General features: G+C 48.0%; 22 protein-coding genes and 1 tRNA gene. 14 read left to right on the forward strand and 9 right to left on the reverse strand.

The genetic code is table 11. From position 1 onward, the window contains the following. Nucleotides 1–119: 119 nt before the first annotated feature. Complete coding sequence (locus EJL91_RS24075; protein ID WP_125144526.1) at nt 120–560, reverse strand: Hsp20/alpha crystallin family protein; 441 nt, start codon at nt 558–560, stop codon at nt 120–122. Nucleotides 561–861: 301 nt separating this feature from the next. Between EJL91_RS24075 and EJL91_RS24080 the strand changes: the two genes are divergently transcribed. The 3 genes from EJL91_RS24080 to EJL91_RS24090 all read left to right on the forward strand — a co-directional run bounded on the left by EJL91_RS24080 (nt 862) and on the right by EJL91_RS24090 (nt 2,333). Next, a complete protein-coding gene (locus tag EJL91_RS24080) occupies nt 862–1,479 on the forward strand; it encodes a DedA family protein (protein ID WP_125144527.1) in 618 nt (205 codons plus the stop codon). Nucleotides 1,480–1,539: 60 nt separating this feature from the next. Continuing rightward, a complete protein-coding gene (locus EJL91_RS24085; protein WP_125144528.1) occupies nt 1,540–1,719 on the forward strand; it encodes a hypothetical protein in 180 nt (59 codons plus the stop codon). A 185-nt stretch (nt 1,720–1,904) separates the two neighbouring features. Next, nucleotides 1,905–2,333, forward strand: coding sequence for a chemotaxis protein CheW (locus EJL91_RS24090; RefSeq protein WP_125144529.1), 429 nt, complete (start codon nt 1,905–1,907; stop codon nt 2,331–2,333). A 153-nt stretch (nt 2,334–2,486) separates the two neighbouring features. Here EJL91_RS24090 and lepB read toward each other — a convergent pair whose 3' ends face one another. After that, complete coding sequence (lepB, locus tag EJL91_RS24095; protein WP_125144530.1) at nt 2,487–3,128, reverse strand: signal peptidase I; 642 nt, start codon at nt 3,126–3,128, stop codon at nt 2,487–2,489. Nucleotides 3,129–3,437: 309 nt separating this feature from the next. Here lepB and EJL91_RS24100 point away from each other — a divergent pair, with 309 nt between their 5' ends. Continuing rightward, nucleotides 3,438–3,944 carry a nucleotidyltransferase domain-containing protein gene (locus EJL91_RS24100; RefSeq protein ID WP_125144590.1) on the forward strand — a complete coding sequence of 169 codons (507 nt, stop codon included), beginning with the start codon at nt 3,438–3,440 and terminating at the stop codon, nt 3,942–3,944. A 73-nt stretch (nt 3,945–4,017) separates the two neighbouring features. Further along, nucleotides 4,018–4,866, forward strand: coding sequence for a MerR family transcriptional regulator (locus tag EJL91_RS24105; RefSeq protein ID WP_125144531.1), 849 nt, complete (start codon nt 4,018–4,020; stop codon nt 4,864–4,866). A 91-nt stretch (nt 4,867–4,957) separates the two neighbouring features. On the opposite strand, the gene EJL91_RS24110 is transcribed toward EJL91_RS24105, so the two are convergent. Together EJL91_RS24110 and EJL91_RS24740 are read right to left on the reverse strand one after the other, a co-directional pair. Next, nucleotides 4,958–5,029: transfer RNA gene (locus EJL91_RS24110), tRNA-Arg, on the reverse strand. 230 nt (nt 5,030–5,259) lie between these two features. Continuing rightward, the gene (locus EJL91_RS24740; protein ID WP_164516935.1) at nt 5,260–5,991 is read right to left on the reverse strand and encodes a hypothetical protein; all 732 of its coding nucleotides are present in this window, start codon (nt 5,989–5,991) and stop codon (nt 5,260–5,262) included. 334 nt (nt 5,992–6,325) lie between these two features. On the opposite strand from EJL91_RS24740, the gene EJL91_RS24120 reads away from it, so the two are divergent. Both EJL91_RS24120 and queA read left to right on the forward strand, forming a co-directional pair. After that, nucleotides 6,326–7,033, forward strand: coding sequence for a hypothetical protein (locus tag EJL91_RS24120; RefSeq protein WP_243125554.1), 708 nt, complete (start codon nt 6,326–6,328; stop codon nt 7,031–7,033). A 40-nt stretch (nt 7,034–7,073) separates the two neighbouring features. Next, complete coding sequence (gene queA, locus EJL91_RS24125; RefSeq protein ID WP_125144533.1) at nt 7,074–8,099, forward strand: tRNA preQ1(34) S-adenosylmethionine ribosyltransferase-isomerase QueA; 1,026 nt, start codon at nt 7,074–7,076, stop codon at nt 8,097–8,099. Between the two features lie 696 nt (nt 8,100–8,795). On the opposite strand, the gene trxB is transcribed toward queA, so the two are convergent. The 3 genes from trxB to EJL91_RS24140 form a co-directional block, all read right to left on the reverse strand. Next, nucleotides 8,796–9,704 carry a thioredoxin-disulfide reductase gene (trxB, locus tag EJL91_RS24130; RefSeq protein WP_125144534.1) on the reverse strand — a complete coding sequence of 303 codons (909 nt, stop codon included), beginning with the start codon at nt 9,702–9,704 and terminating at the stop codon, nt 8,796–8,798. A gap of 13 nt (nt 9,705–9,717) precedes the next feature. After that, nucleotides 9,718–10,041 (reverse strand): thioredoxin, encoded by a 324-nt coding sequence (gene trxA / locus EJL91_RS24135; protein WP_125144535.1) that lies wholly within the window; start codon nt 10,039–10,041, stop codon nt 9,718–9,720. A gap of 114 nt (nt 10,042–10,155) precedes the next feature. Beyond that, nucleotides 10,156–11,679, reverse strand: coding sequence for a serine hydrolase (locus tag EJL91_RS24140; protein WP_125144536.1), 1,524 nt, complete (start codon nt 11,677–11,679; stop codon nt 10,156–10,158). Nucleotides 11,680–12,013: 334 nt separating this feature from the next. Here EJL91_RS24140 and EJL91_RS24145 point away from each other — a divergent pair, with 334 nt between their 5' ends. The 4 genes from EJL91_RS24145 to ligA are packed head-to-tail and all read left to right on the forward strand — an operon-like array spanning nt 12,014 to nt 16,741. Further along, a complete protein-coding gene (locus EJL91_RS24145; protein WP_125144537.1) occupies nt 12,014–13,033 on the forward strand; it encodes a nucleotidyltransferase domain-containing protein in 1,020 nt (339 codons plus the stop codon). Next, on the forward strand, nt 13,023–13,838 hold the full coding sequence (locus EJL91_RS24150; protein ID WP_125144538.1) for a nucleotidyltransferase domain-containing protein: 816 nt from the start codon (nt 13,023–13,025) through the stop codon (nt 13,836–13,838). Before EJL91_RS24145 ends, EJL91_RS24150 begins: the two co-directional genes overlap by 11 nt. 8 nt (nt 13,839–13,846) lie before the next feature. Next, nucleotides 13,847–14,719, forward strand: coding sequence for a pseudouridine synthase (locus tag EJL91_RS24155; RefSeq protein ID WP_423243465.1), 873 nt, complete (start codon nt 13,847–13,849; stop codon nt 14,717–14,719). A gap of 33 nt (nt 14,720–14,752) precedes the next feature. Further along, on the forward strand, nt 14,753–16,741 hold the full coding sequence (ligA, locus tag EJL91_RS24160; protein WP_125144540.1) for an NAD-dependent DNA ligase LigA: 1,989 nt from the start codon (nt 14,753–14,755) through the stop codon (nt 16,739–16,741). Between the two features lie 112 nt (nt 16,742–16,853). Here ligA and EJL91_RS25070 read toward each other — a convergent pair whose 3' ends face one another. Next, nucleotides 16,854–17,957, reverse strand: a complete 1,104-nt coding sequence (locus tag EJL91_RS25070) for a ferritin-like domain-containing protein (protein ID WP_243125555.1) — start codon at nt 17,955–17,957, stop codon at nt 16,854–16,856. A gap of 173 nt (nt 17,958–18,130) precedes the next feature. Between EJL91_RS25070 and metA the strand changes: the two genes are divergently transcribed. Continuing rightward, entirely contained in the window at nt 18,131–19,048 is a 918-nt protein-coding gene (gene metA, locus EJL91_RS24170) for a homoserine O-acetyltransferase MetA (RefSeq protein ID WP_125144541.1), read from the forward strand. A gap of 76 nt (nt 19,049–19,124) precedes the next feature. Here metA and EJL91_RS24175 read toward each other — a convergent pair whose 3' ends face one another. Further along, on the reverse strand, nt 19,125–19,454 hold the full coding sequence (locus EJL91_RS24175) for a cupin domain-containing protein (protein WP_125144542.1): 330 nt from the start codon (nt 19,452–19,454) through the stop codon (nt 19,125–19,127). Nucleotides 19,455–19,732: 278 nt separating this feature from the next. Between EJL91_RS24175 and EJL91_RS24180 the strand changes: the two genes are divergently transcribed. Both EJL91_RS24180 and EJL91_RS24185 read left to right on the forward strand, forming a co-directional pair. Next, nucleotides 19,733–20,305, forward strand: a complete 573-nt coding sequence (locus EJL91_RS24180) for a hypothetical protein (RefSeq protein ID WP_125144543.1) — start codon at nt 19,733–19,735, stop codon at nt 20,303–20,305. Between the two features lie 152 nt (nt 20,306–20,457). Beyond that, a complete protein-coding gene (locus EJL91_RS24185; RefSeq protein WP_125144544.1) occupies nt 20,458–21,618 on the forward strand; it encodes an aldo/keto reductase in 1,161 nt (386 codons plus the stop codon). Nucleotides 21,619–21,739: the final 121 nt, after the last annotated feature.

Consider the following 21,739-nt stretch of genomic DNA (forward strand, 5'->3'; position numbering starts at 1 on the left):
GTAGTTATAGTATGTGCTGAAAAAAAGGAGAATATACATCTATATTAAAAAGTGTGGGGGAGGAGGTATCTCTTATCGTTCCGCCGCGGCGCCGAACGGTAAAATGGCTGTTTCTCTGTTTATTCAATGGCGATAAATTTCTTTTCCTCAACGGCCCTGCGCTGCTCCTCTTTCGGGAACACCAGTTTCAGCATGCCGTTTTCAAAGGAAGCGTGAATGTCTTCTTCTTTCAAGTTGTCGCCGAGATGGAAACTTCTGCGGCAGCTTCCGCTGTAACGCTCTCTGCGGATATATTTGCCGTTCTCATCTTTTTCGTTATTCTCTGTGGTCTTCTGGGCGGTTACGGTGAGGTAGCCTTTTGAAAGTTCAGCGTGGATGTCTTCTTTTGCAAAGCCCGGAAGCTCAATGTCAAGCTGATAATTTTCGCCTAAATCCTTAATATCGGTTTTCATCACACCGGAACCGGAGCGGTTATGCTCGGAAGTAAGTCCCGGAAAACGGAACATATCATCGAAAAAATTATCTACAAAGTTATCATTAAAAATGCTCGGTACTAACATAAGTCATTCCTCCTTATAATTATGTTTTTATTGTTGAAGATGAAAAGCCTGTTCAGCAGGTTTTTACTTTTCATCAAGGGGTGATTCAGATACTTTCTATCTGTTCTAGATGTAATATAACACACATTGTTAGCACTGTCAATAGGTGAGTGCTAATGAAATTGTGAAAAAACTGTGAACTGTGAGTGTCAAACTTGCAAAGCCTGTGTGCATAGCAATATTACATCCGATTACCTCAGGGAGTCATACATTATTTAGACGGTGTATAAATTATAGTAATACGTTTTATGCAGGTGAATACATGCAGCAGTTTATAGTGGAAGTGATGAACTCGTTCGGATACATAGGGATTTTTGTGCTGATTCTGGTTGAAAACCTGTTTCCGCCGATCCCGTCGGAAGTCATTCTCACCTTTGGCGGGTTTATGACCACCTATACGGCGATGAATGTGCCCGGAGTGATTGCCGCATCGACGGCCGGTTCCGTTTTTGGCGCGGTTATTCTTTATTATGCGGGGCGGCTGATACCAAAGGATATGCTGAAAAATATGCTGGAGGGAAAGATAGGGAAACGTCTTCATTTTGAACAGGAAGATGTGCAGGATGCGGAAGGCTGGTTTGACACGAAGGGCAAAAGCACCGTCTTTTTCTGCCGCTGTGTGCCGATTATCAGGAGCCTAATCTCAATACCGGCCGGGATGGCGGGCATGAAGATGGCTCCCTTTCTGATTCTGACTTTTGCCGGGAGCCTTGTCTGGAATACAGTGCTCGTAACGGCCGGCGCCGTTGCCGGGGCCTCCTGGGGGAAAATCCTCGGTGTGCTCGATACATATTCAAATATTACGATCATTGTGGTGGGAATTGCGGCTCTGATCGGCAGCACAATCTATTTTGGAAGGAGAAAAGGCGAGGAGCAGTAACAGGGAAGGAAAAAACAGGAAAATGGAATGAGAGGGCCGAAGAATGGGAATATTTTCTGTATGGAAAAATTAGATCCCAGATTGGCGGCAATCATTTTATTGTTATACGTACGCTATCTCCCTGGAATGATGTGGGATAAAATGTGTATGGAAAAGAAAAAACACCGGAAAAATGGGGACGGAGCAGAAATCCCCAACAGCGGGAGTACAACACTTCAGGGCACAGAAGACCGTTCCTAAGTTGTCAAAGGTTATATAATAATTTGTATAACACTTTTCAAATCGTACAGGTATATGGATAAAAGACATGCCGGTCTGTATAATTTCCCATAGAGGACGCTGGAACCAGGCGGCATTTATGCCGGTCGGCTTAGGTTGACGGGAAGGCGGCCTCCGGAAAATGAACAGAAGCGGAGGATGCAGGCATGAACACATTTGAAAAAGCGGCGAATGCAACTTATCTGACTGTCCTGAGCCAGGGACAGCTTTATGGGATACCCCTGAAACACGTTGTACATATTATACCAGTCCAGAAAATCAGGGAGGCGCCGGAACTTCCTTCCTATGTGAAAGGAAAAATCAAGCATGAGGGAACCTCCATTCCCGTGATAGATTTAAGACTCCGCCTGGGGCTTAATGAAACGGCCTGGGATGAGGAAACCTGCATTGTAGTCATGTATGTTCCGACGGGAACGGTCGGACTGCTTGTGGATGCCGCAGGAGAAATAAAAGAACTTGCAGACGGGGACTGCGAGATGGAGACGGAAGAGGAGAACCCATTTGTCCTCAAACGATGCATTAAAAATGGGCGGGAAATAAAAATCCTGGATTTGATGAAGGCAGTAATGATGTAAGGATCTGGAAGGATATGGCATGCGCGTCCTCGCGGAGCGTTTTTTAATCCATCTGCCGTAATTTCCTATGAATTAAAAAAGAGCGCTGTTAAATTCGGCGCTCTTTTTGATATAGGTATGATGATAATTTGTAAAGCAATTTTCAAACACGCTCTAGTGAAGCGCTTTGATTTTGGGGAAATATTCAAACAGCACTTTTGCAGTTATTTTTTCTTTCGGTACGAAGTGGTTTTTCCAGTATCGGCCGTCAAACGAGTTATTCCTGTTATCACCCATCATAAAATAACTGTCTTCGGGAACTTCAAAATGAAGGTTGTCCTCCGGCTCCATATCCTCGCGCAGATAAGGTTCATCCAGGGGCGTTTCCGATCCGTTCAGGTAGACTTCTCCGTCACGGATGTCAATAATATCACCGGGAATGCCGATGATTCGTTTCACATAGTGGACGGTTTTCCCTTTTTTGTTAATTTCGGAGTCACAGGCAGGGCAGACGTCCGGCCGCTCGCCTTCAATTCGCCTGTGGCAAACCGGGCATTGCCAGCCAAAGACAAAGATGGCGATATCGCCTCGTTCCGGTTCCGTGAAATGGTAGTTCAGGCGTGAACCGATTATCCTGCTTCCCGTCATAATGGTATTTTCCATGGAGTCGGAGGGAACATCGCTGTTGGCGATAATAAATGTGTTCAGGACAAAGGCAATGACAGCCGCGGTGGCAATAATCTGAATCCAGCTTATCAGTTCCGCCTTAAATCCTTTTTTCTCTTCTGAATTTTTATTCTCTGTTTTATTTTCCATATTGATTTTATCAACCTCATTCATTCTTTGATTCGTAATAGTGAATATTACTATTATACACATCCTGTGCTAAAAAGCAAACCTGCCGTCTGAGCCGGGGGAGCGTGTTAAGGCTCATGAAGCAAGCGGGGGTATAAAGGCAAATGAAACCGGCCGTGCGGAAACCGTGAAGTGGACTGGAGATGAGAACTGTGTTAAACTGGGGATGGAAACGGTGCTAAACTGGAGATAGAAGCTGCGTTAAACCGAGCATGATAATTGTATTAAGCTGAGCATAAAACAGGAAAAGGCAGAGAGTTGGGAGGATTTATCAATATGAAAGAAACAGCAGACAGGGAAACACTGGAAGAAATACTTGATTTACTGGACGGTATGGGAATGCGGTACTGGATTGACGGCGGATGGGGAGTTGATATCTTACTGGGCAGGCAGAGCAGGGAACACAGGGACATAGACGTGGACTTTGATGGAGAATATACGGATGTCCTGCTGAAGGCTCTGGAAGACAAGGGGTACGTGATTACGACAGACTGGAGGCCATGCCGCATTGAACTCAGCCATCCGCTTCTTGGATATATCGACATCCATCCTTTTGTTATTGCAGAAGACGGCAGCGCCAGGCAGGCCGACCCGGAGGGTGGCTGGTATGATCTGCAGGCGGAATGGTTTTCTTTTGCCGTATTTGAAGGCAGGAAAATTCCATGTATTTCGGCCGAGGCGCAGAAACTGTTCCACACCGGATATGAACCGAGAGAAGTGGATAAGGTGGATATGCAGAACCTGGACGCATTTTTAAAGGGACAGGATAAATTGTAGATGATACCGATTTTTGGTATTGACTCTTCCGCAGCGTAAGGCTTTAAGATAGATTTAAAGGAAGGAGGATACGATGAAAACCGTAAAAGAGGTGTCTGAGATAACGGGACTGAGCGTCAGGACCTTGCGGTATTACGATGAAATCGGTCTTTTGAAACCGGCCGGACTGACAGAAGCCGGCTATCGGCTTTACGATGAAACAGCGCTTGAAAAACTGCGGGAGATTATGTTTTTCAGGGAGCTTGAGATCCCGCTGGCCGATATAAAGGAGATGATGGAACGGCCCGGCTATGATATAAAACAGGCTCTTTCACTTCAGAAGTCCCTGCTGGAACAAAAAAGAAACCGATTAAACGGAATTATAGAACTGATAGGCGATAATATGGAGCACATCGGTAAAATGAATTTTGAAGCATTTAATCAGGAAGATATTGATAAAATTATAACTCATTCCCTGGAACTGCAGGGAAAGGAATCAATTGAGGCAATCGTCGGTAAATTTGGAAGTATTGAAGCATATCGTGATTTTTTTGCCGAGAGTATGAAAGATGAAAAAATGAGTGTTCATTTCATTAAAATGTACGGGAGTAAAGATAAGGCGGTGGAGGCAAGCTTAAAATCCACGGGGGATGGTGGAAAACTTGAGAAAATGCGTGACGGGAACGACAGGATCTACAGATTGTTTGCCCGGGCCATGGAAACCGATGATGAGGCCCTGGCTATGGAGGCGGTCAGAATGCTTTCCGAAAATTACAAGTCCATGTTTCGGATGGACAATGCCAGGTATCTGCTTCTGAGAGTGGCGGAGGATTATCTGGAGGAAAAGAAGGTTCCGGAACTCATTGAGGCAACGGAAAAAGAGTACGGCCGGGGAATCACGGAATACATCGGCATGGCTATCCGCCGTTACTTCGGTGAATAGCGTAAGGTTTAGAAAAATTAGAAAAATAGGAAAGAGTTCCTGTAAACCAGATATTATCATGGTTCACAGGAACTCTTTTCTACGTTGTGAGTGCGTCTGATAGGAATCGAACCTACGCCTCAGGCTCCGGAGGCCGGCGCTCTATCCACTGAGCTACAGACGCATCTTCATTATTCTACTATATTTTATTTCTCTTGGCAAGGTCTTTTATAGAAGTTTTATTGCTTTTTATATTGGATTTTGCTAGAATAGAGCAGAACAACGGCCTCTGTAAAGCCGTTACGAAGTATGCAGTTAATAGTAAATAAAGTTGCCCCGACGAAGGGGATTAGCCAGTCTATCAGGAGGATACAGGATGGGAAGAAGCAGGAGAAAACAGCCCGACGGGCCGGTTCAGCCTGAAAACTCCGACCAGTCTGTGAATATAAACAGAGCGGACAGCGGGACAGCAGAGGAAAGTAAAAAGACAGAGGATAGAACAGAGGTTGTAAAAAACGCCGAAAAAGATGATGCGCGAGAGAATGCGCCCGAGGCCGGGAAACATTTTTCCGGGGAACCGGTGACGAAAAAGGCATCGTCAAAAGAACTATCCGCGTTAAAAGAAACATCCGTGCAAAAAGATACATCAGCATTAACAGAAACACTAACAGCTTTGGAATCACCAATGGCGAAAGAATCACCAGCGGTCAAAAAAACACCAATGGTAGAAGAACCACCAGCGGTCAGAGAATCATCAATGGTAAATAAATCACCGTCGGCGAAAGAATCATCGATGATAAAAGAATCACCAGCGGTCAAAAAATTATCAGCGGCAAAAGATTCAACTACGATAGAAAATTCATCAGCAATCAAAGAAGTATCCATAATAAAAAAAACGCCGGTCGGAAAGACGCCTTTGAAAGAGCAGCCTGCAAAAGAGCCGGTGTCCCGGAAAGCGCCTTCAAAAACGTTATCATCTAAAGCGCCACCGTCCAAGGAAATCTTACCAAAAGAACATTTATCAAAGGAACCGTCAACAAAAGAATCATCATTAAAGAAAACATCACTAAAAGAGCCGTCAGCAAAAGAATCATCACCAAAAAAAACATCACTAAAAGAACCGCCTGCGAAAAAAGTACCAGCCAAAGAATCGGCGGTAACACAGGATCGGAAAAAAGAAATAAAGGAAGTTCCGTCAAGAGAAAGGCCAAGAAGCAGAAAAGCGGCCGACTCACAGAACCACCCCGTCGAAGTCCGGGAAGTTCCTGAGGCCGGGAAAAAAACGTCCGGTAAACCGGATACAAGGGGCAAACATTCCAGAAAACAGGGACAGGCCTCAGAACAGCCCCCTGGACAAACCCCGGTAGAGTCCCGGGACAGGCGGCAAAGCGTTTCAAGAGGGAAACAGACGGCTGCGGACAATGAACTGCGCCGTTATATTCTGCTGCTCAGCGTTCCGCTGATCGCCCTGATACTGGTGGTGGTACTCCTGATTTCGGGAAACTTCAGGGGTTCCGGGGAAGCAGTTACGGCTGCTCCGTCCAGACACAGTGTGGACACGCTTCCGGAAAATGCTGAGATACCGGTCATTGAACCGGATACCAAGGAATACTTTCATGATTTTGGAGGAAGCATTCTGTCCCAGGATACGGTTCCCGAGATTAACCAGTTGATGGAACAGTATTTTCTTGCGACCACAGATTGTGATATGGGGACATTTCTCCATCTTTTCACATCCCAGGACACCAGTGAGGAAGAGCGGTTCCGTCAGGACTTTGAAAAACAGAAACAGTATATAGAAGGATACGGGAATATCTCCTGTTACACGACTCCGGGACTTGATGAGAACTCTTATGCGGCATATGTTTATTATGAAATCAAATATGTCGGGGTGGAAACACCGGCGCCGAGCCTTGTCCAGATTTATGCGGTCAAGGGGGAAGACGGCATTTACAGAATCTTTGATCAGGAAATGTCACCGGAGCTGGAAGACTTCCTGGAACAGCTTTCGGTAAATGAAGACGTCAGGCTTTTGATTTCCCAGGTGGATCAGCAGGCGGAGGAGGCCATGGCGGCAGATCCGGCCCTGAACGAGCGGATTCAGTATATGAAGCAGGGACCCGACTATATGCGCGAAGAGGAAACCCCGGCACAGGAAAGCCAGGAGGGTGACACGGCGCAGCAGTAATTCGGAACAAATATCAAATAATTATAGAAGAGGCAGCAAAATGGATGTAAAAGATTTTTATTATGACTTACCACAGGAATTAATTGCACAGGATCCGCTGGAAGACCGTTCTTCCTCCCGTCTTCTGGTGCTGGACAAGGACACAGGCGAGATAGAGCACAGAGTTTTCAGGGATATTTTATCTTATCTGAGGGAAGGGGACTGTCTTGTCATTAACGATACAAAGGTAATTCCCGCCCGCCTGATTGGAAGCAAAGAGGGAACCGACGCCAAGATTGAGGTCCTGCTTTTAAAACGCAGGGAGAATGACATCTGGGAGACGCTTGTAAAGCCGGGAAAGAAGGCAAAACCGGGTACTGTTATAAGCTTTGGGGACGGCCTTTTAAAGGGTACGGTAATCGATGTGGTGGAAGAAGGAAACCGCCTGATTCAGTTCTCCTATGAGGGAATCTTTGAGGAAATCCTGGATCAGCTTGGTCAGATGCCTCTGCCTCCCTATATCACCCATCAGCTACAGGATAAAAACCGTTACCAGACCGTCTATGCAAAACATGAAGGTTCTGCGGCCGCGCCGACGGCGGGACTCCATTTTACAAAAGAGCTGTTAAAACAGATTGAGGATATGGGAGTAAAGATTGCCCATGTCACGCTCCATGTGGGACTTGGCACGTTCCGTCCCGTGAAGGTGGACAACGTCCTGGATCATCACATGCACTCCGAGTTCTATATCGTAGATGAGGAAGAGGCTGAGAAGATAAACAGCACAAAGAGAGACGGCGGACGTGTCATCTGTGTGGGAACGACAAGCTGCCGTACCCTGGAATCGGCAACGGGGGAAGACGGAATCCTGAGAGCCGGAAGCGGCTGGACGGAAATTTTTATCTATCCGGGTTACAAGTTTAAAATCCTGGATTGCCTGATTACCAACTTCCACCTGCCGGAATCCACGCTGGTTATGCTGGTTTCCGCCCTGGCAGGACGTGAGCATGTACTGGCGGCCTATGAGGAGGCTATTAAAGAGAGATACCGGTTCTTCAGTTTTGGGGATGCGATGTTTATAATGTGAGGATTTAGTTGAGATGCGAGGACGCCTCTGTAAGACGGCGGACGGGGGAGTGGGTGGGTGTGTATGAGTCTTCAGTCCCGGTCGGTAGGGTTTGGTGAGGGGGAATCCAGGAGAAAAAATTCCTATGGGGACTCGCTCCCGCTTGTGGAATGCGCAGCGGATGCTAGATTCGAAAATACCTCATCAAGCACCGGCGGATTCCAAGGTCCCCTTCGGAAAGTTTTCTCCTTCCTTCCCCAGGGAGGTTGTCGGCGGGACTGAAGACTCAGGGAAGGTTGTTGCCCCGGCTTCAGGGGCTGATTGTCTCTTTCGTCCCGGTCATAACCTTCCTGTGGGGAAGAAGGGAGAAAAAGATTCCGGAGGGAACCTGGGAGTTCATTGGTACTTACCGAGGTGTTTTCGAGGTTAGTACCATTATGTACTCCAACGAGCGCAAGCGTTTCCCGCAGGAACTTTTTCTGCCCGGATTCCCCGCCCGCAACAACCTGACGCCCGGGACGAAAGACTCATCGATCCCCCTGCCACCCCGGTTCCCGGCCTGCCGGCGGCGTCCTCATTTCTCAACAAAATCAAACACCAATAAAAAATGGGATACCGCAAATTCATTTCATGAGTTTTCGGTATCCCTATGTTTATGAAAAAAAAGGAGTAGTATGAAAAAACTTTTTTATTGTTTTTAAAGCTGCCACACCGGTTCTATACCAGATATTCCTCAATGTAATGTGAGGCCACGGCCCCGTCGGCTGCTGCGGTTACAATCTGGCGGAGGGGTTTTGTGCGGGCGTCACCGACTGCGAAGACGCCCGGGAGGTTTGTCCTGGTCGTTTCATCGGCAGCCAGATATCCCTGCTTGTCCATTTCCACCTGTCCCTTAAAGAGGCTGGTGTCGGGCACTCTGCCGATGGCGGCGAAAACGCCGTCGCACGCTATTTCTTTTACTGTGCCGTCGTTATTCGTCACTATAACGCCGGACACTTTTTTATCGTGCAGAATCTCGGTTACTCTGCTGTTCCAGACAAATTCTATGCCGCTGTTTTTAAGCGGTTCCAGATAAATTTTGGAGGCGCGGAGGCTGTCCCTGCGGTGTACGAGATACACTTTTTTACAAATCTTTGAAAGGTACAGCGCATCAGCGGCCGCGCTGTTTCCGCCGCCTACGACAACGACCGTCTTACCTTTATACATCATGCCGTCGCAGGTGGCACAGTATGCCACTCCGCGGCCGCGAAGCATCTTTTCCTCCGCAAGGCCCAGTTCACGCGGGGAAGCGCCGGTAGCGAGCACCACCGCACGGGCCTCAATTTCTCCCTTGGAGGTGGTAATCTTTTTAACATCTCCGTCCAGTTTCACCTCCGTGACGTTCACAAAAGCCGTTTCCACGCCGAAACGCTCTGCGCCTTTCTGCATCTTCTCGCCAAGTTCAAAGCCGTCAATGCCCTCATCAAAGCCCGGATAATTATCCACCTGGCCGGTGGTAGCCATCTGGCCGCCCGGGGAGAGCTTTTCCAGTACGATGACCGAATAGCCGCTTCTGGCGCAGTAGAGCGCCGCGGTATATCCTCCCGGTCCGCCGCCAATGACGGCCACGTCATATGATTGTTTCATCTGATACCTCCTCCTACAGTACGCCGTTTTCTTTTAACCATTCTTCGATTGCATCCTGTGAAGCCGGGTTTACGACAGAATCCACCATTTCACCGTTTTTGAATAAAATCAGAGTTGGGATTGTGTCTACCTCATATTTTTCGGCAATTTCTTCCTCGTCATCGATATTAAGCTTTGCCACTTTGAGTTTGTTTTCATATTCGGCCTCCAGCCTGTCAACGGCAGGGGAAAGGCGGCGGCAGTAACCACACCAGGGAGCCCAGAAATCAACTATCACAGGTTCGGAAGATTTTAAAACAGTTTCATCAAAATTTTTGTTTATCGTAAGTACGGCCATATCGGCACCTCCTGATTATTATTAATTATAAAGTAAGTTTGTTTAAAAGTGAAACGGTTTATACATAAAGCTGTCTAAATGGAACGCGTGACTGAATCCGGAGGAATCCGCCGCTTAATACACGCTGCCGGCTTTACGGACCAGATTCTCCATGAGGAGTTCCATTTTAGGAACAGCCGGATGGCCTTCCAGGCCGTAATCCGAGGCCATTCTTGCGATTCTTGGGAACGCGAGCCATGTGCTTCCGGCCTCATCCTCCCAGACGGATATTTTAAGAGGCAGCTCCAGTGAGATACTCTGATCCTCCTGCATCAGTCCTGTGCCTACAAGCGGGGAACCGAATACAAGAACCGTAGTGGGGCGAAGCTCCAGACCTGCTTCCCTGGCATTGGCCGCGTGGTCAAATTTTGCAAAAAGAGGAATCTTTCTATCGGATAATTCTTTTTCCAGTTTCTCTACGGCTGCGGAGACCGGAATCTGTCCTTCAAAAAGGTAAAGTTTGTTATCATCGTAGCCCGTGGAGAGCAGGTCGCCGAAAGCGCCGGCAATCCGCCGTCCAAGGTTCGTGAAATCCACGCCTTCTTTGTTGGCAAGCAATGTGACGCATACCAGTTCTTCCGAGTGGGTGAATCGGCTCAGGAAGCAGGAGTAGCCGGGAAGAGAGCCTTTGATATCCATCAGGCCGCGGTGTTTGTAGAACTGCCACCCGGCCACCGCAGGAACTTCTTTGCCGTCCGGCAGGTTCCAGGGGGTATAGACCATCGCCCTGTTTTCAGGCTGATGAATCAGCACGGAACCGGCAAGGCCGATATCCCAGGTGGAAATATCCTGTGCCGACGCCCAGATATCTGAGAAACCGGGAAATGCGGATGACGGGATGCGGGGGAGAAGATTCCCGTTCTCATCGTAGCTTGCCGCAGGTTCCGTCGGATCGATGTAGGTTCCGTCCTTCTTAAAAAGCTGATGGATGTTCTCTGTCAGGGATACATCCTCATGGGCAAATCTGCCCAGATCCTCGGCAAAACCTGTGTGACGCAGACCAAGATAGTTAATCTGGCGTTCGGTAACAAAATCATGGTAGGACTTACCTGAAATTTCCTCGACAACCTGGGTCAGCAGCAGGAAATTAGAAGCGCTGAGACGGACATCAGTGCCCGGGTCAAATTGGAGAGGCTGGTCCGCAATCAGACCGAGCAGTTCCTCTTTCCGCCACTCCCTGAATGGGGTCCAGTCTGTATTGTCACGGTAATCGGGAAGTCCCGATGCATGGCGGAGAAGCTGTAAAATGGTAATGTCTTTAAATGGTTCCGGAATCTCATGGATATATGTTTCAACCGTTCCGTTAATATCGAGTTTTCCGTCCTCATAAAGCTGCATGACGGCTACGGCTGCGAATGCCTGGGAGATTGGTCCTGCCGGCCACATCGTGTTTGCGGAAGCGAGGCGCTTCTGTCCGGCATCGGAAACGCCATATCCAACTACTCTTGGTATATAGGGCGCCTGAACGATAGCCAGCGTCAGGCCGGGAATCTTCTCTTCCTTCATAAAATCCCAAATCAATTCATCGACAGTCCGGCCGAGATAAGATACATCGGCGCTGCCACGCATTTTCATCGTTTCGTGTTCTCTTGTGTTCATAGAGCCCTTCCTTTCTATGTGTCAGATGTAGTCTGGCGTTATCATTACGGTAAGTGTAATCGAAAAAGTTACATTTCCTAATTGTAACTATAACAGTTACAGTTAATCTTGTCAAGTGATGTTTGTAAAAAATTTGATAATAGGTTATAATTAGGGGTACTATTCACAGCCAATATCCCGTGATGTGTGCATTTGTTGTGAGTGATGTGTTTGGCTGTTCACGGAACCGTACTTTTTGCAGGGACGTGAACAACGGATTAATTATTGGAAAGAATTAATATGGGGGCATCGGAGGGACGGTGTTCCTTTTTTGACTGATACGGCGGAGGCAAAAATGGATTTCAGAGCTTTATTAGATACGGAAGAATATAATTTTATCAGGGAGAACAGCCGTCTCGGAAAGAATATCATCCTGCTTGCGATGGGGGGCAGTTATTCCTATGGGACCAACAATGCGGACAGTGACATTGATATCCGGGGAATTACGCTGAACCGGAAATCCGATTTGATCGGGATGACGGAATTTGAACAGTATGTGGATGATAAGACGGATACGGTAATCTATTCCTTTAATAAGATGATCAACCTCCTTTTGAGCTGCAATCCGAATACATGTGAGCTTTTGGGAATTGAGGAAGAGAAATATCTGTATCTGAGCGGGATCGGAAGAGAACTTTTGAAGAGGAAAAAGATGTTTCTTTCAAAAAAGGCAATCCAGTCCTTTGGAGGTTATGCGGATCAGCAGCTTCGCAGGCTCCAGAATGCCCTGGCCCGCGATTCCTACGGACAGAGTGAGAAAGAGCGCCACATTCTGAACAGCGTCAACAATGCAATGCACACCTTCAGGACCCGGTATGAGAAGTTTGAGGAGGGACAGATCCGGCTGTACATCGACCGTTCCGGGAGAGCGGATATGGAGACGGAAATCTTTATGGACGCATCGCTCACCCACTATCCGCTGCGCGACTACAAGGGGCTGTGGGCGGAGATGAATAATATCGTGAAGGAATACCAGTATCTGGGAAAGAGAAACAGGAAGAAAGACGACAATCATCTGAACAAACATGCCATGCACCTTCTGAGGCTGTTTATGATGGCTCTCGATATTCTGGAAAAGGGAGAGATCAATACATACCGCGGGGCGGAGCTGCCTCTTCTTATGAGTGTGAGGAACGGGGAGTACCAGAAGGAGGACGGTTCATACCGTGAGGAATTTTATGAGATTTTAGCGGATTATGAGAAGCGCCTCGATTATGCGGCAAAACATACGCTGCTTCCCGATGAGCCGGATTACAGGGCCGTGGAGGAATTTGTCATGGAAGTGAATGAAAAGGTGGTCAGAGATGAAATATAAAGATTTTGAAGGTACAATAGAAGAGCTTGTGAATCTAAAGCTGGATGAGATAGAGCGGGAGGAACATGTAAAAATCCTGCATGCGGTTGAATCGGGCAGCAGAGCCTGGGGATTTGCTTCTCCGGACAGTGACTATGACGTCAGGTTCGTCTATGTGAGGACAGCGAAAGACTATTTGAGGCTGGATGAAAAGAAGGACTTTATTGACTGGGAGTTAGATGAGACGCTGGATATCAATGGCTGGGACATCTCAAAAACACTGCGTCATTTCCACAAGTCAAACGCCACCCTGTTCGAGTGGAGCAACTCACCGGTGGTGTACAGGACAACGCCGGAATGGGAGAGGGTGCGGGAAACGGCGGAACGATATTTTTCCTGCAAAGCCGGGATGTACCACTATTATGGAACAGCCAGGACCAATTTTACCGAGTATCTCCAGGGGGAGGAAGTAAAGTATAAGAAATATTTTTATGTCCTTCGCCCCATCCTTGCCTGTAAGTGGATTGAGGAGAAAGGCTGTCCTCCTCCGGTCCTGTTTTCCGAGCTTGCGTCCTCGGTTTTGGAGGAGGAGATACGTCCGGCCGTAGAACGGCTGATCGACATTAAGGTGAAAACGCCGGAGACGGGAACGGGCGGGAGAATTGACGAACTGAATGATTATATCAGCCGTAATCTCGATACATTTAAGAGGAAGACCGCCGCGATGCCGGACGACAGGGTGACGGACTGGGAGGAACTTAACCGTCTGTTTCTGGAACAGATCAGATTGATGGAGGAGAGCGCAAAGAAGCTGGAAAAGGGATGAGAAACGGCGTGGAAAAGAGAAAAGATATAAAAGTACGGAAAGAAGCACAGAGGGAAGTACGGAAAGATGTGCAGAAAGAAGTACAGAGAGAAGTGCGGAAAGATGTGCAGAAAGAAGTACAGAGAGAAGTGCGGAAAGAAACGCAGAAAGATGTGCAGAGAGAAACGGGAGAAATCCGCCTGAACAAGTATCTGAGTGAATCCGGCGTCTGCTCCAGGCGGGAGGCGGACCGGCTGATTGAGGCCGGTAAGGTGACTGTGGATGGAATGACGGCGGCGACGGGAATGAAGGTATTGCCGTCCCAGACGGTTACTGTGGATGGAAAGACGGTGAGGGGAAAAGACAGACCGGTCCTTCTTGCGGTAAATAAACCGAGAGGAATTGTCTGTACCACCTCCGATAAGGACAGGGCGGAAAACATTGTGGAGTTTCTGAAATATCCGGTCCGCATTTATCCCATCGGCCGTCTCGATAAGGATTCCGAAGGACTTCTTCTGATGACCAACCAGGGAGAACTGGTCAACCGGATCTTAAGAAGCAGATACGGCCATGAAAAAGAATACCTTGTGACGGTGGACAAGCCTGTTACGAAAGATTTTATAGAGAAAATGAGCCGGGGAGTGGAGATACTCGACACATGCACTAAACCCTGCGAGGTGGAGAAGACGGGGGAGTGTTCGTTCCGCATCATTTTGACGCAGGGCCTGAACCGGCAGATACGCAGAATGTGCGAGGCTCTTGGCTTTCATGTGAAAACTTTAAAGAGAATCCGTATTATGAACATGAAACTGGGCAATTTAAGGACAGGAGAATCACGCAAAATAACCGGAGAGGAATGGGACGAACTGAACCGTATCCTGGGACAGGGAGAAGCAGATTAAAATAAGAACCGTAAACAAAGAAAGGCATTATATATGGCAGAGCAGACATCATCAATTGAACATAAGACAGCAAGAATCCGTGAACTGGTAGAGATTCTTTCGGAGGCGGGGCGCGCTTATTACCAGGAGAGCCGGGAAATCATGAGTAACTTTGAATACGATAAGCTCTACGACGAACTTGTATCTCTGGAGCAGGAGACGGGAATCCGGTTTGCAAACAGCCCGACCCAGAATGTCGGCTATGAAGTGGTCGGATCCCTGCCGAAAGAGCGCCATGAGAAACCCATGCTTTCCCTGAACAAGACAAAAAGCGTGGAGGATCTGAAAGAGTGGCTGGGAGAACAGAAAGGGCTCCTTTCCTGGAAGATGGACGGCCTGACGATTGTGCTTACCTATGACGGAGGCACTCTTGTCAAAGCGGTAACACGGGGCAACGGCGAGATCGGGGAAGTTATTACCAACAATGCGAAGGTTTTTGCCAATGTTCCTTTAAACATAAGCTTCACCGGCCAGATGATCCTGAGAGGGGAGGCAGTCATACGATACTCCGATTTTGAGAAAATCAACGCCCAGATAGAGGATGTGGACGCGAAATACAAGAACCCGAGAAACCTGTGCAGCGGTTCGGTCCGCCAGCTCAATAATGAAATAACGGCTCACAGGAACGTCCGTTTCTATGCCTTCAGCCTTGTAAAGGCGGAAGGCGCGGACTTTAAAAATTCCAGAAAAGAGCAGTTTGAGTGGCTGCGTTCCCAGGGATTTGAGGTGGTGGACTACAGGGAAGTAACCGGGGAAACGCTGGCGGAAACGGTCCGGGAATTTTCGGAGGCTGTCTCCGGCAATGATGTTCCGTCCGACGGACTGGTGCTGCTTTACGATGATATTGAATATGGCCAGTCCCTCGGCAGGACGGCCAAGTTCCCCAGAGATTCGATTGCATTTAAATGGATGGATGAGATACAGGAGACGACACTCTCTTATATCGAATGGAGCGCTTCCAGGACGGGGCTTATTAACCCGGTAGCCGTATTTGAGCCGGTGGAACTGGAGGGTACGACGGTCAGCCGCGCCAGCGTCCATAACATCAGCATTATGGAGGCCCTGGAGCTGGGGGCCGGAGACAGGATTACCGTCTACAAGGCTAATATGATTATCCCGCAGATAGCAGACAACCTGACAAAGAGCGGCGTCAGGGATATACCGGGGCACTGCCCGGTCTGCGGCGCCGATACGGAGATTAAGCAGATAAATGATGTAAAATCCCTCTACTGTACCAATCCGGAATGTCAGGCCAAAAAAATAAAGAGCTTCACCTTGTTTGTCAGCCGTGATGCGCTGAATATAGGAGGACTTTCCGAGGCTACGCTGGAAAAACTGATTGGCGTGGGTTTTATCCATGAGTACGCTGATATTTTCCACCTGGACCGCTATGAACAGGAGATCGTCGTAATGGAGGGCTTCGGCCAGAAATCCTATGACAACCTGATTGCTTCCGTCAAAAAAGCGGCGGAAACTACCCTGCCGCGCGTTATATACGGCCTGGGAATAACGGGAATCGGCCTTGCGGGGGCAAAGATGATCTGCCGGACGTTTAAAAATGATTTCACCGCCATGCGAAATGCGCAAAAAGAAGAGCTTGTAGCGATCGACGGAATCGGAGACGTGCTGGCGGATGCATGGATCAGTTTCTTTGGCAGTGAGAAGAATAATGAAATTGTGGATCATCTGCTGAGCGAGCTGACCATCGAAGAAACAGCGGAAGAAGAGAGCGGAGAGGCTGTATTTGAAGGAATGACGTTCGTCATTACCGGATCGGTGGAGCATTTTAAGAACCGTAAGGAGATGCAGGAGCTGATTGAGCAGCAGGGCGGCAAGGTGACCGGCAGCGTGACCGCAAAGACGAATTATCTGATTAACAACGATACGACGTCAAATTCATCGAAGAACAAGAAAGCAAAGGAGCTTGGAATACCGATTATTTCGGAGGAAGAGTTTGTTGCAATGGCAGGCGTTCAAGAATAAAAAGGTGGATGATTCCGGGAAAATATATTCCGGGATCATCCGCCTTTTGCAATGGAGGCACAGAAATTTCTGAAACGGTTTATTGAAAATATGTATTTTCCTGAGTCACATTTTATATCTGATGATACAGCCGGCTGAAAATCTCCACATGCATCTGCTCATCCGCGGAAATCCTTCTCAGGATATCGCAGATACCCACATCCTGAATCCAGGACGTCTGCTGCATGTATTTGTGAATGGCTGCCTGCTCCGCTTCGATGGCCTGGGCCAGGATTGTGCGGACATTGGCTTCCGGAATGCGGCAGCCGGGAGCCGGCGGCTGTATGTGCGGATACTTCAGGCAGGCCGGGTTCCAGTACATGTATCTCCCGCTCCGGGGCTGACGGCACCAGAGACGCGGGTTTTCACCCAGCTGCATCGCCAGCTCGCCGAACAGATTCAGGTGCTGCATCTCCACCATGCTTATGCGGAGGAATGCCTCGGCCACGTCTTTATATCCTGTCGTCACCAGATGTGCATAGAAATACAATCCAACGGCGGACATCTCCGAATTCTGTCCGGCCATATTGTCAAGCATGGCGGCCGCGTAGTGGGAATTCTGCCCGGAAATTTTAGCGGGAGGATACGGAGTGGCGGCCTGGTAGGCAACATCGCAGCTTTGTAAAGGCTGGGCGGCGGCTTCGCACATTTTATCCTGTCCGTTCTGCTGCCACCGTTGTAAATTTGATGGTGAATAATTCTGCTGGGAGACGGTGTTATCAGGCGCCGAATCCTCACAGGTACTGTTTTCCGGCCTGCAGTCATCCGGCCTGCAGTTTGCCGTTTTGACATTTTCGGCAGATGGGGTTTCACAGTGGATACTTTCTGCCTGAAGGGGGAGCGGTGTATTGCTTTCCTGCTTTTTGACATTCTGGACCGTCTCCGCCGTTACCGGGGTTCCCTGATGGGGAGCCTTTCCCGAACCTGGTGCATCTGACGCAGGATTTGACTGCCGCTCCTCTGTTCGCTGTGCCTGCGGAGGCATTGCCCGGCCCGTGCGGTTCATCTGATAATTTGTCTGGTAGTTTGCCTGATAAGGATTCTGATTGTTTGGAAATCTGTTCTGTGGGAAAACTGACTGGGCGCTGACCAGGGTATCAGGCTGCGGCGGGCAGGTAAACTGGCCCGACTGCTGGATCACCTGTCTTGCGCTCTTCTCAGAAAATGGTTCGTTCATGATAGATTCAGTCCTTTTTTGTCCTGTTCTCTATCTATTTTATGAGGCGGACTGGCAATTATGTTTAAAATATGATATGATACAAAACACCAGAAAGCTGTAGTGCAGTTTTCGGCCAATCTGCAGTAAAATGATGTACAGAAACGACTTTTTTGAGAAAGAGGTGGCTGTTTATGCCGATTAAAATTCAAAAGGATCTTCCGGCTAAAGTGATCCTGGAATCTGAGAATATATTTGTGATGGATGAGGAGAGAGCCATGACCCAGGATATCCGTCCCCTGGAAATCCTGATCCTGAATCTGATGCCCGTTAAGGAGGACACGGAAACCCAGCTCCTGCGCGCCCTGTCTAATACACCGCTTCAGGTGGACTGCACCTTTTTGATGCTGGCCTCCCATACGTCAAAGAATACATCCGCAAGCCATTTAAATAAATTTTACATTACCTTTGATGAGATTAAAAGGAAGAAATACGATGGAATGATTATCACCGGCGCTCCTGTCGAGAATATGGAGTACGAGGAAATCAATTACTGGGAAGAACTCACCAAGATCATGGAGTGGAGCAAGACCCATGTGACGTCCACGCTGCATATCTGCTGGGGGGCCCAGGCCGGACTGTATTACCATTACGGTATCCCGAAATACAAACGGAAGAGCAAGCTGTCCGGTGTATACCGCCACAGGGTCCTGGATCGCAAGGTGCCGCTTGTGAGGAGCCTCGACGACTATTTTTACTGCCCTCATTCCCGCCATACGGAAGTGCGGGAGGAGGATATCGCAAAACAAAGTGAGCTTGTAATCCTGGCAAAGTCGGAAGAAGCGGGCGTGTTCCTCGTGATGAGCCGGGACGGAAAACAGATATTTATGCAGGGCCATCCCGAATACGACAGGATGACGCTGAATAACGAGTACCACAGGGATCTGAATAAGGATTTGAACCCGGAAGTTCCGTGCAATTATTATGAAAATAATGATCCGTTCTCTCCTCCTGTGCTGAATTGGAGAAATATGTCCAATACTCTGTACAGCAACTGGCTGAACTATTATGTATATCAGGTTACGCCGTATCTGCTGGAGGATGAGGAATAAGACGATACAGAAAGAGGCACCGAAGCGATTCGGTGCCTTGACATTTATGGGTGCTTATAAGGTTGCCTGGATAAATTTAGCGTTCCACCACAATAGTAAGCATAGATAAATCTGCATTTCCGGTATTGATGATGCTATGTTCGGAGCCTTTCCGGCAGATATGGCAAATGCCCGGGGTTAAAATTTCTTCCTTTCCGTCACAAACCGCTTTCCCTGTTCCGGAAATAATGTAGTTAATATCATCGCTCGTTTCATGTTTATGTAAACCGATTGAACCGCCAACGTGAATATGGCAGGGAATTATTTTTCCATGTTCGTCCATAAACATCTTGGCTGTCATTTCACCTGTACCGTTATTCATACCCGGTAGCCTGATTTCTTTGATTTCATTAAAGTCTATAATCATTTGTCTTCCTCCTTCAAAATTCCGATTTGTTCAATTATAGCAGAGATGGAATCAAAAAAGAAGTACGCTGCATTTACTTGCGCTGCGGCTATCCTTATGCAGTTTTGCATGGTCAGTGGATACACAATTATGCAAAATTAAGTTCTGTTTTTCCAGTTCTTTTAGAGAAGCTTTTGATAAAATAGGCGTATAGAAGAAACGTGGCAGGCATGAAAGTCCGGCCGGTGAATTCGGTTAGAACAATCAGACACGAAAAGTGATATGAAAGGAGAGTAAATATGAAGTTAAAAAAAACGGTGGTATTGATAGCCGCAGGTGTGTTACTAATGAATGCGATTCCCTGTTATGCGGCATCGGGGGAGGGGGTTAAAACGAAGGTTGCGTCAGTTTCAGTCACTGACGGGGCAAATTATTCCCAGATTCCTGATGCTGAAACATTACAAAGAGATGTCGGCTTTGTACCAAAGAGTCCTGATACGCTTGCAGGTGACTACAAATTTACCTCCGGGGCTATAACTGAATCGTATGATTTAGATTCCAGCGGGAATCTTGTGAACCCAAAGAAAGGAATCAATTATAAATACGTAAATTCAACTACCGGGAAAACGGTCAGCCTTTCGTCTGAGCTCAAATCGGAACGATCCGCTCCGGAAAACTCCGTTGTCACAAAATATGGGGAAACAGAGTTATATTTCAATAATCAGTATGCCAATTATCTGGGATGGTTTGATCATGATATTTTTTATTCCCTGATGGATATCAATAAGTTGGTTACACAGGAGGAAATGACAGCAATAGCAAAGGAAATAATCGATAGGAACACAGAGGAGGCCGCCGTCTCCCTCAGATGACGCTTAAAAAGCAGAAGGATGTATTGAAAAGCTGCAGCAAATCATGGATAATAAAGTCAGACTTGTTATCTGGAGATTGCCGCAGCTTTTTTGCTGCTTAAAACCTGCTGTATCAAACTTAATAGAAAAATCGGATAAAGGAGAGGTAAAAAATGGAGTACAGAAGATTTGAAACGATCCCGGAAAAGGTATCCCTTCTGGGCCTGGGCGGAATGAGGTTTCCTGTTCTGGATGATCAGCCGGACAGGGTAATAGAGGAAGGTGTGCAGGCTCTTGTCGATCATGCAGTCAGCCGGGGAATCACGTATTTTGATACGGCTTATTCCTATCATGGAGGCCGTTCGGAGGAGGTTCTGACACGGGCATTGGGGAAATATCAGAGAGATACCTACTATCTGGCTGATAAGCTGCCGATTTGGCTGATTCAGGAAGAAGGAGACACGGAGCGTTATTTTCAAGAACAGTTGGAGCGGTGCAGGACGGAGTATTTTGATTTCTATCTGGTGCATTCCCTCGATCGGCTTAAGTATGCAATCTGTGAGAAGTTCCATGTATTTGATAAATTGAAACAATTCCAGGCAGAGGGGAAAATCAGGCATCTCGGGTTTTCATTTCACGATACGCCCGAGCTTTTGGAAAAAATAGTGACGGACCACCAATGGGATTTTGCCCAGATTCAACTGAATTATCTGGATTGGGAGATGCAGGATGCGAAGGGCCAGTACGAAATTCTGGTATCCCACGGACTTCCCTGCGTTGTGATGGAGCCCAGCCGCGGGGGAGCGCTGATATTCCTGCCGGAATCAGCGGCGAAATCATTGAAGGAGGTTCATCCAGAGGCGTCCATTGGTTCATGGGCGATCCGGTTTGCCGCATCGAAACCGGGCGTACTCTGTGTCTTAAGCGGGATGGAGTCGGAAGATATTATTGATGATAATGCGGCTGCCGTGACTGGAGTGAAGCCGTTTGACAGGAGAGAGCAGCAGGCTGTTGAGAAGGCGGCCGAGAATTTTATGAAAAATAAAATGATCCCATGCACCGGCTGTGCCTATTGCCGGGAATGTCCCAAAGAGGTAAATATCCCTAAAATCTTTGCCGCTTACAACCAGTATCTGGCCGGCCGCGACAATTTTCAGTTTTACAATGCCTATTCCAAGATAAAGCCGGAGGAAAGAGCCGTCAACTGCGTTAAATGCGGCAAGTGCATGGAGCGGTGCCCGCAGTCTATCCCGATCACAGACAATCTGGCAACAGTACAGAAGCTGGCGGAGCAGATTAATGGGAACCGGCCTTCCAACTGGGGAGAACTGTGACGGACCGGCGCCGTTTTGGACGCAGAGGGGAATCAGCCCTTGTTCTTGCCGGCAACGATCAGACAGGTCAGAATACAGCCGGATAAAAGGCCGGCCAGAAAACAGACAATACCCAACATCA

The organism is Clostridium transplantifaecale, assembly GCF_900626075.1.
Classification (GTDB): domain Bacteria; phylum Bacillota; class Clostridia; order Lachnospirales; family Lachnospiraceae; genus Otoolea; species Otoolea transplantifaecalis.

Bases quoted from the DNA above. Each gene is read 5' to 3' on its own strand.
- EJL91_RS24075 (WP_125144526.1), bottom strand. From the start codon at position 560: ATGTTAGTACCGAGCATTTTTAATGATAACTTTGTAGATAATTTTTTC.
- EJL91_RS24080 (WP_125144527.1), top strand. From the start codon at position 862: ATGCAGCAGTTTATAGTGGAAGTGATGAACTCGTTCGGATACATAGGG.
- EJL91_RS24085 (WP_125144528.1), top strand. From the start codon at position 1,540: ATGGAAAAATTAGATCCCAGATTGGCGGCAATCATTTTATTGTTATAC.
- EJL91_RS24090 (WP_125144529.1), top strand. From the start codon at position 1,905: ATGAACACATTTGAAAAAGCGGCGAATGCAACTTATCTGACTGTCCTG.
- lepB (WP_125144530.1), bottom strand. From the start codon at position 3,128: ATGGAAAATAAAACAGAGAATAAAAATTCAGAAGAGAAAAAAGGATTT.
- EJL91_RS24105 (WP_125144531.1), top strand. From the start codon at position 4,018: ATGAAAACCGTAAAAGAGGTGTCTGAGATAACGGGACTGAGCGTCAGG.
- queA (WP_125144533.1), top strand. From the start codon at position 7,074: ATGGATGTAAAAGATTTTTATTATGACTTACCACAGGAATTAATTGCA.
- trxB (WP_125144534.1), bottom strand. From the start codon at position 9,704: ATGAAACAATCATATGACGTGGCCGTCATTGGCGGCGGACCGGGAGGA.
- trxA (WP_125144535.1), bottom strand. From the start codon at position 10,041: ATGGCCGTACTTACGATAAACAAAAATTTTGATGAAACTGTTTTAAAA.
- EJL91_RS24140 (WP_125144536.1), bottom strand. From the start codon at position 11,679: ATGAACACAAGAGAACACGAAACGATGAAAATGCGTGGCAGCGCCGAT.
- EJL91_RS24145 (WP_125144537.1), top strand. From the start codon at position 12,014: ATGGATTTCAGAGCTTTATTAGATACGGAAGAATATAATTTTATCAGG.
- EJL91_RS24150 (WP_125144538.1), top strand. From the start codon at position 13,023: ATGAAATATAAAGATTTTGAAGGTACAATAGAAGAGCTTGTGAATCTA.
- ligA (WP_125144540.1), top strand. From the start codon at position 14,753: ATGGCAGAGCAGACATCATCAATTGAACATAAGACAGCAAGAATCCGT.
- EJL91_RS25070 (WP_243125555.1), bottom strand. From the start codon at position 17,957: ATGAACGAACCATTTTCTGAGAAGAGCGCAAGACAGGTGATCCAGCAG.
- metA (WP_125144541.1), top strand. From the start codon at position 18,131: ATGCCGATTAAAATTCAAAAGGATCTTCCGGCTAAAGTGATCCTGGAA.
- EJL91_RS24175 (WP_125144542.1), bottom strand. From the start codon at position 19,454: ATGATTATAGACTTTAATGAAATCAAAGAAATCAGGCTACCGGGTATG.
- EJL91_RS24180 (WP_125144543.1), top strand. From the start codon at position 19,733: ATGAAGTTAAAAAAAACGGTGGTATTGATAGCCGCAGGTGTGTTACTA.
- EJL91_RS24185 (WP_125144544.1), top strand. From the start codon at position 20,458: ATGGAGTACAGAAGATTTGAAACGATCCCGGAAAAGGTATCCCTTCTG.